The sequence below is a fragment of the Shewanella sp. 10N.286.54.B9 genome, from assembly GCF_041468565.1.
Lineage (GTDB): Bacteria > Pseudomonadota > Gammaproteobacteria > Enterobacterales > Shewanellaceae > Shewanella.
In genome coordinates this window covers 1-14,726 of sequence record NZ_JBFRIY010000045.1, presented here as the reverse complement: position 1 = coordinate 14,726, position 14,726 = coordinate 1, and the positions used below count along the sequence as shown (strand labels likewise).

General features: G+C 43.4%; 9 protein-coding genes. 8 read left to right on the top strand and 1 reads right to left on the bottom strand.

Annotated elements, in window-relative coordinates:
• Window positions 1-280 precede the first annotated feature (280 nt).
• Both AB4135_RS16675 and AB4135_RS16670 read left to right on the top strand, forming a co-directional pair.
• Window positions 281-835 carry a sigma-70 family RNA polymerase sigma factor gene (locus tag AB4135_RS16675; RefSeq protein ID WP_371994595.1) on the top strand — a complete coding sequence of 185 codons (555 nt, stop codon included), beginning with the start codon at window positions 281-283 and terminating at the stop codon, window positions 833-835.
• On the top strand, window positions 828-1,469 hold the full coding sequence (locus tag AB4135_RS16670; RefSeq protein ID WP_371994594.1) for a hypothetical protein: 642 nt from the start codon (window positions 828-830) through the stop codon (window positions 1,467-1,469). Before AB4135_RS16675 ends, AB4135_RS16670 begins: the two co-directional genes overlap by 8 nt.
• Window positions 1,470-1,526: 57 nt before the next feature.
• Here AB4135_RS16670 and AB4135_RS16665 read toward each other — a convergent pair whose 3' ends face one another.
• Window positions 1,527-1,940 carry a hypothetical protein gene (locus tag AB4135_RS16665; protein WP_371994593.1) on the bottom strand — a complete coding sequence of 138 codons (414 nt, stop codon included), beginning with the start codon at window positions 1,938-1,940 and terminating at the stop codon, window positions 1,527-1,529.
• Window positions 1,941-2,158: 218 nt separating this feature from the next.
• Between AB4135_RS16665 and AB4135_RS16660 the strand changes: the two genes are divergently transcribed.
• The 6 genes from AB4135_RS16660 to AB4135_RS16635 all read left to right on the top strand — a co-directional run bounded on the left by AB4135_RS16660 (window position 2,159) and on the right by AB4135_RS16635 (window position 14,653).
• The gene (locus tag AB4135_RS16660) at window positions 2,159-5,440 is read left to right on the top strand and encodes a S41 family peptidase (RefSeq protein ID WP_371994592.1); all 3,282 of its coding nucleotides are present in this window, start codon (window positions 2,159-2,161) and stop codon (window positions 5,438-5,440) included.
• Window positions 5,441-5,744: 304 nt separating this feature from the next.
• Window positions 5,745-6,887, top strand: coding sequence for an HlyD family secretion protein (locus AB4135_RS16655; protein WP_371994591.1), 1,143 nt, complete (start codon window positions 5,745-5,747; stop codon window positions 6,885-6,887).
• Window positions 6,877-7,938 carry a DUF2955 domain-containing protein gene (locus AB4135_RS16650; RefSeq protein WP_371994590.1) on the top strand — a complete coding sequence of 354 codons (1,062 nt, stop codon included), beginning with the start codon at window positions 6,877-6,879 and terminating at the stop codon, window positions 7,936-7,938. The genes AB4135_RS16655 and AB4135_RS16650 overlap by 11 nt, the downstream gene beginning before the upstream one ends.
• Window positions 7,939-7,998: 60 nt before the next feature.
• Window positions 7,999-12,714, top strand: coding sequence for a response regulator (locus tag AB4135_RS16645; RefSeq protein ID WP_371994589.1), 4,716 nt, complete (start codon window positions 7,999-8,001; stop codon window positions 12,712-12,714).
• Between the two features lie 24 nt (window positions 12,715-12,738).
• Window positions 12,739-13,752, top strand: a complete 1,014-nt coding sequence (locus tag AB4135_RS16640) for an HD domain-containing phosphohydrolase (protein ID WP_371994588.1) — start codon at window positions 12,739-12,741, stop codon at window positions 13,750-13,752.
• Between the two features lie 295 nt (window positions 13,753-14,047).
• Window positions 14,048-14,653 (top strand): hypothetical protein, encoded by a 606-nt coding sequence (locus tag AB4135_RS16635; RefSeq protein WP_371994587.1) that lies wholly within the window; start codon window positions 14,048-14,050, stop codon window positions 14,651-14,653.
• The last annotated feature ends 73 nt before the right edge of the window (window positions 14,654-14,726 follow it).

Here is a 14,726-nt window from a genome sequence, read left to right as displayed (position 1 = left end):
GTGAGCTTCTCAGGACATTCACTGCTGCGTTGCATTGTCTTAAAAGGGAATAACCATTTCTTCCACAATGCGCCTTGAATAAAATTGTCATTATCTGTTCATGTTTGTAACGCTGCTAAATTAGTTCCACACTCCATGTCATCGCTATAAATCTCGCTATAGACAAATCACCCGCTGCAATGCAGACTGATTGTTTCATTACTCTGTAAAGGACCTTGGTGTGTTAGAGCCCAATCACCCAACAGATCAACCTTTAAATGCAGATCCCGATCAAGCGCTCATGTTGCAATATGCCAGCGGTAATACTCGCGCTTTTGAACTGCTATACAGTAAACACAAAGGGCCGTTATACCGCTACTTTGTGCGGCAAATCTATGATCAACAGTTGGCTGAAGATCTGTACCAAGAAACATGGAGTCGAGTGATAAAGGCGGCGGCCAATTATCAAGCCAAAGCAAAGTTCACCACTTGGTTATATCGCATCGCGCATAACCTGATTATTGACCATGTAAGAGCCAAGAAACCAGAAACGAGTTTTAGTGATACGTTTGAGAATGGGCAAGAAAGCGAATCCATGGCCAGTTGTTTGACTGAATCTCCAGAGCAACAACTGCAACAGCAAAAGAAGGCGCTATTACTTAAAGACTGTGTGAAAGACTTACCGCAAGTTCAACAGGAAGCGTTTTTGCTTAATATTGAAATGGGCTTCACAGCAGCAACGATTGCCGATATTGCAGGTGCAACCGTTGAGGCAACAAAGAGTCGTCTTCGTTACGCAAATAAAGGCCTTAAAGCTTGTGTTGACCTGAAGTGGCAGGAGGTGGAGTATGACTAAAGAGAGTGAAGACAATACTCAAAAAGAGCTGCATGCTCTTTATCAACATATTGAACAAGAAAAGCCATCAAAAGCACTTGATAATGCCATTTTAGAACTCGCGGCCAGCAAGGCAAAACCACGAGTGAAAAGTCAGTCATTTTGGCGCAAGCACCGTTGGCCGTTGTCTTCTGCAGCTTCTGTATTATTGGTGGTCACTCTGTTCGTGATTAACCCACAAATGCAGACGGGTAATTTGAGTGATGAAGCGATGCCAGCCTTAATGACGGCGCCACAAGATCACAATGCACCAGCGGTGATGAGAATGGCTACGCCAGAACAAGAGTCAGAGAGTATGTCAGTGCGAGAAAATACTCGCGCTGATGAAAAACCGCCAATCAAGCTGCAATCATCAGATTTTAATGGCGCTAAAAACCTGCAAATCGTAAGGGCTGATGCTGAAGCGCTGAGTGCTGAATTCGAGGAGGTAGAAAAAATGCTTATCCTAGAAGAGTTTGCTCAGGCTGAACAAGCATTACAACGGATAGAGAGAGAATATGAAACCATATTGCAGTCTAATGAAGCGCTTAAAAAACACTATAATGAATTGAAAAAGCAGCTCAATGGCGCGATGAAAGATAATACCGCTAACTAAGCAAAATAAATATCGAGATATAATCGCCTACTGCTGAAGTAGGCGATTTAGCTCTTTTTATTCATTAAACCAATCCCAGATCCCCAGCGAAGTCCCTTCAAATAGATCAATGCCTAATGCTGACTTTAGTAAATAGAGAAGCAGTAGCCCGAACACTATCGAAATAACAATAAAGCACACAACAGAGAGTATGAATACAGCCATAGACGCCTGTTTTTCCTTGCGGTTCAATGCGCGTTTGTTTCTACCTAAAAGGAATACATAGAAAAAACGCCAGCCAACAAACGGAAAATAGAAGGTGCCACGATTATCAATAAAGTGTTGCTGCCACGGCTTGCCAATCAGTGCTAATCGGAAATAGATAAGCTGTGATTCACTGTAACTATTAGCATTCTTGCTTGGCATATCCAGTAGCGCTTTATGGATTCGAGGGTCATCCCGTAAAGAGGGGCGCTGATATTCAGAGGTCATTATTATCCTTTATTAAATACAAGGCGTTAGTTGGAAAGTGAGTGTTGACCTATCAAGCGTAGCTGATTGTTGCTAACTCTCAAATAGAGGTGAATGTTCTAAGACACATTTGCTAATAATTCTTTATGTTTATTTTGCTGAAGGTTAATCAAAAGTTTGCTACTTTGTTTGGCTCAATCGCTCCCATTTAGAATAATTACAATAGGATGGCCTCTTCGATGAAACTTCGTCACTCACTTGCATGTTGCATGTTAGCTTTAGGCACAATTAGTACTTCCCCCTCATTTGCCTCAGACTCTAGTGATAAAGCAGGCTATTTTCGCGCCCCGGCATTGAATCAACAAACATTGGTATTTACTGCAGAAGGTGATCTTTGGACTAAAAACCTAACAGATTCGAAGGCCAGACGTTTAACCAGTTTACCTGCTGAGGAGCTGGGAGCGACAATTTCACCTGATGGTCAATCAGTTGCTTATGTGGCGAACTATGAAGGTTCATCAGAGGTTTATGTTATTGCAATTGACGGTGGTCAAGCCAAGCGAGTCAGCTTTGAAAACTCTCGAGTGAGAGTACAAGGCTGGACTCGTGATGGTAAAATCTTGTACGCCACAGATAATGCATTTGGTCCAGCAAATTATTGGGTGTTACGTACTGTAGACCCTACAAGTCTTGTGACAACGGACTTACCGCTTGCCGATGCCATTGAAGGCGTGATTGACGAGAAAAATGAGTATGTTTACTTCACTCGCTTTGGTCTGCAAACTACCGGTGATAATGCCAAAGTGTATCGAGGCGGCGCTAAGGGAGAGCTGTGGCGTTTTAAGCTCGGTGAGCAACAAGAAGCACAGCAATTAGCAGCAGCCCACGATGGTTCTGTAAGGCAACCCATGTTGTGGCAGTCTCGTGTTTACTTTATTAGCGATAGTGACGGTAACGACAATATCTGGTCAATGTCTACCGATGGCAAAGATCTACAGCAACACACGCATTATAAAGAGTGGCAAGTGAGAAGCGCCAAGCTTAATGAGGGCCGTATTGTGTTCCAGCAGGGCGCCGACATTAAGCTGTTCGATATTGCAGCGAATAAAGAGCAAGCCGTTGATATTGAGTTGATTTCAGATTTTGCACATAAACGAGAGCATTGGGTTAGCGATCCGATGAAGTACGCTACATCGACAAGATTTACCCCGCAAAACGATAGAGTTGTGATCACCGCTCGAAGCCATGTCGCCATAGCGTCAACGGATGGACAGAGATTGGTGCAGCTGACCGTTCCGGCTGAGAGTCGAGTGCGCAATGCGATTATGAGCAAAGATGGCCAGTGGGTTTACGGCATAAGTGACATTAGCGGTGAGCAGGAGATATGGCAATTTGCCGCCGATGGCAGTGATAAGCGTAAGCAGTTAACCGAAAATGGCAAAGCATTGCGCATGAACCTGCACCTTGCGCCTAACGGCCGTTATTTGGCTCATGACGACTATGACGGTAATGTCTGGCTATTAGATTTAAAGAAGGGACGCGATAAGAAAATCATTACCCAAGGTGAAGGGCTTGGACCGTACGCCGACATCGTTTGGTCGGCAGACAGCCAGTTTATCGCACTTACCAAAGCTGAGATGGGTAAAAACCGCAGCCAAATCGTATTGTATTCGTTAGATAAAAACAAAGCGCAAGCACTCACCACAGACAAGTATGAGTCATTCTCGCCCAGTTTTAGTAAGGATGGCGACTGGCTTTATTTTCTCTCAAACCGCAAATTTGTCTCTACACCAAGCTCACCATGGGGTGACAGAAATATGGGGCCAATGTTTAATAAGCGCACTGAAGTGTTTGCCATTGCCCTAAATGCTAAAGCACGCTTTGCTTTTCAAAAGCCAAATGAGCTGTTGAGTGAGCCTGAAAAAGACAGTGATGACGAGATTAAAACCCGAGTTGACTGGGATGGCTTATCGGCAAGATTATGGCAAGTACCTGTTGCTGCAGGTAATTATTCATCACTGCAACTTGGTGAGGATAAGCTCTATCTACTTGATAAAAATGTAGAGAGCCGTAAGTCTTCTTTGAAAGTGGTTAAGTTTAATCCGTTAAGCCCTAAAGTCGACACATTCTCAAAGGATGTGGGCTCATATACCTTGTCCAGCGACAGTAAAAAGCTGTTTATCCGCAAACAATCGAAACAGGGTAAAGAGATGTTGATTGTTGATGCGGGCGACAAACTACCTAAAGAACTCGATAACGCCAAAGTTCAGGTAAACAATTGGCAACTTGCTATTCAACCAACCGCTGAGTGGCAGCAGATGTTTGAAGATGCCTGGTTGATGCACCGTGACTCCTTCTATGACAAAAAAATGCGTGGTGTCGATTGGCAGCAAGCAAAAGTGAAATACCAGCCATTGGTTGACCGTCTAACCGATCGTCATGAACTCAATGATATCTTTAAGATGATGATGGGTGAGTTAGATTCGCTGCACTCGCAAGTGCGTGGCGGCGACTTTGCTAAAGATCCCAACAAGGCAAAGTCTGCCAGTTTAGGTGCGCGTTTAGAGCAAACAAAAGCCGGTGTGGTTATTGAGCACATCTATCAAGGCGACCCAGAGCTTCCTAAGCAAGCGGCGCCGTTAGAGCAGATGGGTGTTGATGCTAAAGTGGGTGACATTATCATTGCGATAAACGGTAGAAAGCTGACAAACATTGCTGATGTTACTCGCCTTATTCGTAATCAAAATGCTAAACAGGTGTTACTCGAGCTTAAGCGCGGCAGTAAAACACATCAGACAATAGTAAAACCGGTCACCGCATCAGCGAATGCAAAATTAAGGTATCAAGACTGGGTCAACCATAATAGCGATGAAGTTAGCAAAGCAAGTGATGGCAAGTTCGGTTACTTGCATCTGTATGCGATGGGCAGTGGTGATATCGCCAGTTTCGCCCGTGAGTTCTACGCTAACTATGATAAACAGGGACTGATTATTGATGTTCGCCGCAACCGAGGCGGTAATATCGACAGTTGGATTATTGAGAAACTTCTTAGACGTACATGGGCATTTTGGGCGCCAACCCATGGCACGCCATCTGGAAATATGCAGCAAACCTTTAATGGTCACTTAGTTGTACTGACCGATCAGCTGACTTATTCAGACGGTGAGACCTTCTCTGCTGGAGTCAAAGCACTGGGTATTGCTCCGCTTATAGGTAAGCAAACTACGGGGGCTGGCGTATGGTTGTCTGGTCGTAACTCTCTGACTGATAAAGGAATGGCGCGAGTTGCTGAGTATCCACAATATGCAATGGACGGTAGCTGGATTATTGAAGGACGTGGCGTCAGCCCTGATATTGAAGTTGATAACCTGCCATATGCAACCTTTACCGGTAAAGATGCGCAACTTGAAAAAGCGCTGGACTACCTTAAGCAAGAGTTAAATAAGCAAGCTGTTGAGGATTTCAAACCTAAGGCTTTACCTGCAAGCGGTATGGCAGAGGATGTAAAGCGAGCACACTAACGTGATTTAGTGTCAAACAATTTTGATGAGTTTAGAGCGTTATTGGCCAAGCAGTTCCCAGGTTGATAACGCTCATTTTATTGCTGTGTAACAACGCCCACCTTCAGCCGCTTTCGACAACTTTCTTGCCGTTAAATCAAAAACTCAGACATTGATTACAGCCATAATCCGCTGATTTAATGATGTGAAGGCGCCGATACTAAGCTTATTTCTAAAAGACATTGAATTTTACGTGTTTTTAACACTAAACTGGTAAAAAAGTATGTGTTCTAAGCAAAAGCATCGGTTAGGGATAGGGATCAATATGACTGAACAAAAAGGTACGCCTGAAGAAGTATCTGCAAACGAAAGTGTAAAGGCAGAAGCTAGCCCAACTGAAGAGCAAAAGAACAGTAAAATTCGTAAGGCGACCAATATCATTTTGATTGTTGTTAGTTTTCTGTTTGTATTCCATTTAATCGCCGACCGTTTTATCCCCTCTACAGATTTAGGCCGTATTCGCGGTTATGTTGTGCCAATTAGTCCGCAAGTCTCAGGTGAAATCGTAGATATTTTAGCAACTCCCAATACGCTAATTAAAGCGGGAGATGTTCTGGCTAAGATTGACGCTACAGACTATGAAATAGCATTGCATCAAGCGGAGCAATCACTAAAGAAAGCGGGCCAAAATGTAGGGGCACAAACTGCCAATGTAGCAGCTGCACAGGCGAAAGTGACCAATGCGGTGGCTAATTATAAAAATGCGCAAGTTCAGTCAAAGCGAATTTTCACCATGGTTGAAAAGCAGGTTATGTCGCAAGCTGATGCCGACAATGCCCGTGCAGAGCTAACTAAAGCTGAGGCGGGGGTCGCAAGTGCAAAAGCGGATTTAGCCAAGGCAGAGGAGCGTTTAGGCGCTGAAGGTGAAAATAATACTAATGTTAAATCGGCATTATTGAGTTTAGAGCAGGCACAGTTAAACTTGCAGCGCACCTCTATTACAGCACCCACCGATGGCGTCGCCTCTAACTTCAGATTAAAGGAGGGGATATATGCGAGTGCAGGTCAGCCAATTATGACTTTTATCTCTTCAGAAGATGTGTGGATTGAAGCGTATTTCAGAGAAAATAGTTTAGGTAACATAACAGCCGGTGATGAGGTCGAGTTCGCGCTAGATTATGCGCCTGGCCAAGTGTTTAAAGCAAAGGTTGGTAGCATTGATTACGGAATTGATTGGGGCCAGAGTGAACAAACGGGCAAGCTTGCTCAGATCTCAGGCCAAACTGGCTGGCTGAGGCAGTCACAACGCTTCCCTGTCACCATCGTATTATCAAAAGATGAAGCTGTGGGACTGCGACGTGTAGGCGGCCAAGCTGATGTAATCGTTTATACCAAAGATAATTCAATGATTAACTTGTTTGGCCGCGCCTGGATCAGAATCGTGAGCTGGTTCTCTTATGTCAGATAAAGCCCAGGAGCTTATCGTTAGCACTGAAAAAGCAGCACTTGAAGAGGCTATTTATACTCGACGAGTGCTCAGGTTTACTTTGGGGATAGGTCTTGCGGTCGCAGTCTCTTCTATCTGGGCTTGGCCGTTAGCCTTTATTGTACCTGTGTTTGTGGCCAAGTTTTTGGTCGACAGACAAGAACCTACAGTGCAAACAGTGTACGAGTTACTCATCTCAATGATTTGTACTATCGCAATTGCTTGGCTAGTGAGTTTCGGGCCCACGCAATATCCTGCGGTGTTACTGCCATTATTGGCGATGATGATGTTGTGGGGCTATTACCTTTTTAGCAGCCCTAAATGGAACTTCTTTGCAACGATTTTTATCGTGGCAACGCTGTTGTTACCCTATCTAGGATTATTGCAGCCTGGTGCCTCGTTGATGGTTGGGGTAGGGCTTAGTTTTTCAGGGGTAGTAGCAGTTGCCATTTTTGCTTTGTTACATGTTTTACTACCGGATCTCTCTCCAGAGAAAGAGTCACTGGCTAATGCAGAGCAAAGTCATGATGAACGTACTCATGAAGCATTTAGAGCCCTTATTCTAGCGTTTCCGGTTATCTGTTTTTTCTACTTTTTAGAGATATCTGGCGCGCTATTGACGATGATATTTATTGCCATTTTGTCGCTGCAAGCTGCTGGGGCAAAGAGCATCAAGGTGAGTCTATTTTTGTTGGTCACAAATGGTATTGGTGGCTTGTTGGCAATTGTGTTCTATAACTTGTTGACGATTGCGCCTGAACTGCCATTTTACATCGGTATGTCGATGTTAGCGGCGTTAATATTTGGGCAAAAGATATATGCCGATCCAGCTAAAGCACCACTCTTTGCGGGGATCTTGTCGGCTCTATTAGTGGTTGTTGGCTCAACGGTTTCCTCAACGGATAAAGATGTTGCAGTTAACTTTTATCTGCGCATCTTGCAGCTATTCTTAGTCGGTGTGTACATGATATTCGCCTCTTTTTATTTAGAATCGAGAGATTGGAAGTTCTTAAAGAAGAGAAATAGCCTTTAAGTTGACAATAGATAAGTGCAAATAATTTTATTTGCACTAATAGTAAGGAGTTTATAGGTAATGGATCATATCTTTATCGGGCTATTACTATTTGGCTTATTAACTTTACTTATTTGGCTGTTCATACAGCTCAAACGTGCTGTCAATCAAGATATATCTACCTTTTTTAAACTAAGTAAAAATCGTGTGTATGCTGCACTGTCTTTATTGGTTTTCACGCTTATTTTACAACTTGTAGGCGCAATCGGCTTATCAATTACCTATGAGCATGAAGTTAACAAAAGTGGTGAAGCGCTTAGAACTTTAACTAAAACGAGTGATGTTGCGCTTTACTCTTGGGTAAAAGGCTGGGAGTCAAGAATTACAGCCGTTTCGAGCAACCCCCTTTTGCAGAAACGGACTGTCGAACTTATCTCTGATGCTAACAACAATGTGCTTGCTAGTGAAAATATTCAGTGGTCAAGAGAAGCTTATCAGCGCTACAGTCAGTCTTTTGGGGCTTTAGGTTTTTTTATCACTGCTTTAGATGGTACTAACCTGTCTTCAGCAACAGATGAAAATATCGGCACATTAAATATTGTTGCCCGCAAAGAGGCTAAGATTTTTGCCCGTGCAGTTGCTGGCGAAACAGTGATTACCGAACCTATCCACTCTGAAGTTATATTGAAAAACCCCTACGGTATTGAGCAAGCGCAAACACCGACTATGTTTGTATTGAGCCCTATTCGTGATACGAAAGAGAATATTCTGGCAGTATTGATGCTGCGTATCGACCCTTATATGGAGTTTGCAAAGTTAGCTGAAAGCGCGGGAGTCGGTAATACAGGCGAGTCTTATTTTGTATCTGAAGAGGGATTTATATTGTCCCACAGTCGCTTTGAGAAAGATCTGCAATCATTAGGACTGGTCGACCCTGGGCAGATGTCGGTATTAAACCTTCGGGTAACCGATCCAGGAAGGTTACTTACACCTGAATCACCAGCAACAAAAAGCCACAACGAAAACCCTCTCACATACAGTGCTAATCAATTAAGTATGCGCATGGATGGACACAATTATGAGGGGTATAAAGATTATCGCGGTAAGGAGGTTATCGGTGCTTGGCATTGGGACAGTCGTTATGGCTTTGGCGTTATTACCGAGATGGATCTCGATGAAGCGGCAAGTAATTACTTCTTCTTTAAAAATATCATCATTGGGATTATGGCAGCGATTGTGCTGTTGTGTATCTTGCTGTCTTTTGGTGGCATTAAAATCAGTCGCTTGGTGCATGACAGGTTACAAGTTGATAATGATAACTTAGAGCGACAAATTAATCTGCGAACGAAAGAGTTACAAGAACGAGAGGAAGCGCTATGGGATCTTTACGAAAACTCTTTCGTCGCTTACGCTTCGGTTAATGTTGACGGCGATTTTATCAAGCATAATCGGCAGTTTTCTTTGTTAGCAGGTGTTGAGCGCGAAGCTTTTAAAAGTGTTAATTGGCGCGATGTCATTAATGAAGAGAATGGTCCAATTGATACTGTATTCAAACAAGCATTACGCGGTATCAAATCGCAAGATGAGCGGGTGCAGCTGCATGATACTAATAGTGAGATGATGTTTGTCTCAGTATCGACCGATCTTGTAATGAATGACTCGGGGCGAGTTACCGAGGTTAGGTTTTCATTATTAGATATTAGTGAGCAAGAGAAAGTCCGTTTAGAAATGCTGAAAAACCAGCAGCAATACCAAGTTTTACTAGAAAACATTCAGGGTGTTGTATACCGCTATCGGGTGGATATTCATGATGAATTTGAATATACACTGCAGTATTTGAGCCCCAATGTAGAAGTGGTTACAGGTTACTGCGATCAAGATTTTTTAGGTCAAAACCCCCAGCTTACTTTTGCAGATATAGTTATCCCTGAAGATATGAAGGCGCTCAAAGCTGAGTTGAGTGTTGCCTATCAAAAACAGAGCTTTGTTACCCGTGATATTCGTATTAAGAACGCCGCAAAAGAACTAAGGTATTTACAGGTTAAGGCGCAATTTGTTTACGATGAAATAGGTGATGCTTGCTTTTTTGATGGCACATTATTTGATATTACTGAGCAAAAGCTAGCAGAAAATCGACTGCAGCTATCAGAAGATAAGCTCAAGGTGGCAGCTGAAAGCGCAAGGATGGGAATGTGGGATTACTATCCTGCCGAAAATAAAGTCGTAGTCAACCCTATGTACGCCAACATGCTTGGTTACGACGTAGAGGATCTTTGTCTTGATAACGAGCAGTGGTCAGTGCTTAATGCTGGAGAGCAGACCTGGCTTAATCTAATACATGCTGATGATAGAGAACCTATTCTGGATCGTTTGAAAGCACAGGGGCAATCAACCCCACAGCTGCTTAAACGCGAATTTAGAATGCAACGTAAAGACGGAAGTTATGACTGGATAATGAGTATAGGGCAGGTGCACCATTATACTGAGGATGGTCATGCCGGCCGGATCAGTGGCGTTCACCTCAATATCAATGAGTCGAAAGCGTTACAACGGGAGCTCGCCTCAGCGATTGAAATCGCTGATGACGCTAACCGCGCTAAGGGAGAGTTCCTAGCCAATATGAGTCATGAGATCCGCACACCGATGAATGCCATTATTGGTATGACACACCTTGCATTAAAAACTGAACTGACTAAGCAACAGCACAATTATATCGATAAATCCCATCGCTCAGCGCAGTCTCTATTAGGGATCATTAATGACATACTCGACTTTTCAAAAATAGAAGCGGGTAAACTGGATATCGAAGCGATTCAATTTCGCTTAGAAGATGTACTAGAGGATATTATCAACTTTGTCGGCATTAAGGTGGCTGAGAAAGAGCTGGAATTGTTGTTTGATATTGACCCTGAAATTCCTGCTATGTTGCTGGGCGATCCGCTCCGTTTAGCGCAGATCCTTACCAATCTTGCGAATAATGCGGTGAAGTTCACCGAACAAGGTAGCGTGATTATTGGCGTCAGCATTGAAAAGCTGACTCAAGAAGAGGTCACGCTTAAATTCTCGGTCACAGATACTGGCATAGGGATGACCGCAGAGCAGCAGCAAGGCTTGTTTAAAGCGTTTTCTCAAGCCGACGCATCAACCACCAGAAAATATGGCGGTACTGGTTTAGGGCTGGCAATTTGTAAAAATTTGGCTGACTTAATGGGTGGCCATATTGGGGTTTCAAGTGAAGTGAATCAAGGCAGTTGCTTCTATTTTGAATCGATATTCCCCATCGTCGAGCAACATGATATTACGCCAATTTACCAAGGGAGTTTAGAAGATATTCGAGTGTTACTTGTTGAGGATAATGCCAATTCTCGTGAGATCCTTCTAGCTATGTTAGATAGCCTTAAGGTGCAAGTAGAGTGTGCTGAAGATGGTGTTGAAGCCGTCGAAATGCTCAAAAAAAGTGAGGCTACACCTTATCATCTGGCACTGCTGGATTGGAAAATGCCAAAGCTTGATGGAATAGGAGTGGCTAAATTTATCAAGCAACTGCCCGAATCCATGACGCCCCATGTCGTCATGGTGACAGCCTACGGTAAAGAGGAGTTGCTATTCGATGCCGTGGATGTGCCCATAGATGCGGTGCTCACTAAGCCTGTTACTCAGTCGACATTGTGGGATGCTTTACTGCCTGCTTTGGGTCTTGCGCCGCGTAAACTCACCAGCTTTTCAAAAAGGCGCAGTCGAGTAGAAACTGCGTTATCTCAACTTGCAGGAGCAAAGTTGTTAGTTGCAGAAGATAATGATTTAAATCAGGAGCTCATCGTAGAGTTGCTAAGCAGTAATGGTATTACACCAGTGCTGGCTAATAACGGCCAAGAGGCGCTTGATCTCCTCGGGCAACAACCGTTCGATGGCGTATTGATGGATTGCCAAATGCCAGTTATGGACGGCTATAGTGCCACTCGTAGGATTAGAGAGGATCAAGAGCTTGAACATCTTCCTGTGCTTGCCATGACGGCAAATGCAATGGCAGGTGACAGAGAAAAAGCAATTGAGTCGGGGATGAATGACCATATTCCTAAACCGATTAATGTCGATGAGTTATTCATTACCATCGCTAAATGGGTGACTCCCAAACATCCACAATTACCAGCAATGGCGGACAGCTCCAGTAGAGGAAACGAGATCGACTTTGATCGCTTTAAACACATAGATACTCAGTTGGGTTTACATCGTACTCAAGGGAAAACAGAGCTTTATAGCAAGTTGCTGCAGAAGTTCGTTAGCGGACAACAAGACTTTTCTACGCAATTTAGTATGAGTGTCGCAGCTGATGATATGGTGACAGCAGCAAGGCTTGTACATACATTAAAAAGCGTTGCAGGTGCAATAGGAGCACTAAAGCTAGCTGAGTATGCGGAGCAATTAGAGCAAGATATTCAAACGTTTAAACAATCCAAGCCAGAGATGACTTCTAGTGGTAATTATGAATTGTTAGCAGCTGAATTATCACTGGTCTGTCAAGAGATTAACTCACACTTGCTTGGGGCAGCCAAAGAGCAGACACTGGTTACTCTAGATGCTGATAAAGCTAGCGCCGTTTTAGCGACACTTATCGATATGCTTAACGACTTTGATATGGCAGCGACCGAACTTATCGTAACTGAGCGAGCAATACTGTCGTCTAAGTCACTTGCACCTTTGCTTAAGCAGCTTGAAAAACAGTTAGATGACTATGAATTTGATGAGGCACTAAAAGTCGCAATACAGATGCAAGCGGTAGTCGCTAGAAACAATTAATTTTTACGATATAGGAAGGCTGTGATGGAACAACAAACCTTACTAGTTGTCGATGACACCCCAGCGAACATAGATGTTTTGGCTGGAATGTTAAAAGATGATTATCAAATAAAAGTGGCTAAAAACGGTGAAATAGCACTTAAGATTGCTCAGCGTTTGCCTTTAGATCTCATTTTACTTGATATCATGATGCCGGGTATTGATGGTTTTGAGGTTTGCAGACGTCTTAAAAGCGATCATACCACTCGGCATATACCTATCATTTTTGTTACCGCCAAAATTACCGCTGAAGATGAGTTGAAGGGCCTAGAACTTGGCGCGGTAGACTATATCACTAAGCCATTTAACCCCCCCATTGTTCAGCAAAGAGTTAAAACCCAGTTAGCGCTGTTTAATCAGAGCCGTGAACTAGCGATTAAAGTCAAACAGAAAACAGCTGAGTTGGCCGCGACTCAACTCAAAGTGATACAGAAGCTCGGGCGAGCAGCGGAGTATAAAGATAACGAAACAGGGATGCATGTCATTCGGATGAGCCACTATACGCATATCTTAGCGAAAGCAGCTGGCATGTGTGAAGCCGATGCCGATATGTTAATGGCTGCTAGCCCAATGCACGACATTGGTAAAATAGGCATATCAGATGCCATCCTGCGTAAGCCTGGTAAGCTAACGGATGATGAGTTCGAAGAGATGAAAAAGCATGCAGAAATTGGTGCTGAAATTATTGGCGATAATGAATCCGACTTGCTTAAAATGGCGAAAATTGTTGCCATTAGTCACCATGAGAAATGGAATGGTACTGGTTATCCCTATGGGCTTAAAGGGGAGGATATTCCTCGCATAGGGCGCATTGTTGCAATTGCTGATGTATTTGATGCGTTGACTTGTGAGCGACCCTATAAACGCGCTTGGTCTGTAGAGGAAGCTATATCTCATTTACAACAGCAGGCGGGTGAACATTTTGATCCACAATTGGTCCCTTTATTTCTAGAACATATGGATGAGATCACTGAGATCATGCAGTCCTTTAAAGACTGAGCCGGTAACTTGATTAATAAAATTGAGCTGTTATTTTCTATTTTTATTAATGCTGACGTTTTCCTGTAAAGTGAACTCAACCCTAGTTATAACGGTGTTTGAAGAGTGCTAGTGACCAAGTAGTGAAGGTATCAAGTGTCAGCTGTTCAACATTTGTTAAGCTTGCTAATGCTAGAGTTTAATCAATAACTTGAATATTGTGCTATAGCTTATATAGCGCAATTTTTTAGTGGGTGTCTATTTCTAAAAATGCAGCTATTAGCTGCATTTTTCGTTTTACCAAAAGGATGAAACTATGTTCCAACTGAATAAAGCTATTTTTCAATTTAATCGAGTTAAGCTAGCTGCCGTTCTGGTTCCAGCATTACTGGTTGGCTGTGCAACTGGCGATAATCCTGATGCGAAAAAGATGAATGCACGTGAAGAGACTCAAGCGGCATTGCAAGAGATCTACAAAGAGCATCCTGGAGCTAAGTCTGCCGTGGCTGAATCAGTTGGTTATGTTGTATGTACTGGTAGCAATACCTATCTCTTTGCATTATCAACCGGTGGCGGGATCTGTGTTCTGCATGAGGGAAGTAAAAAGTCATACTACCGCTTTGCCACTGGAGGCGTTGGCGCTGGTGTGGGCTGGAAGCAACTTGGGTTTGTGCAAGCATTTATGGATAGAGATGCGCTCACTCGTTACAAAGAGTCTGGTTACGAAGGGCAAGCGCAAGCTGAGGCAAGTGCTAAGTATGAAGAGAGTGGTGAGCAAGCCTCTGCCAACCAGTCTGTAGATATTTCAGGTGTTAAAACCTATCAAGTCAACCTAATGGGCGCTGCTGCACAAGCAACGGTTCAAGGATATAAATATTGGGAAACTGACTTTACCGATGATTTTGTCGAGAAAGACGAGTAAGCCTTAACTCTTGATAAAAGCCAGCAATTAAGCTGGCTTTTTTGATGGCTCAATCTGTCCCGTCCTGAGATAA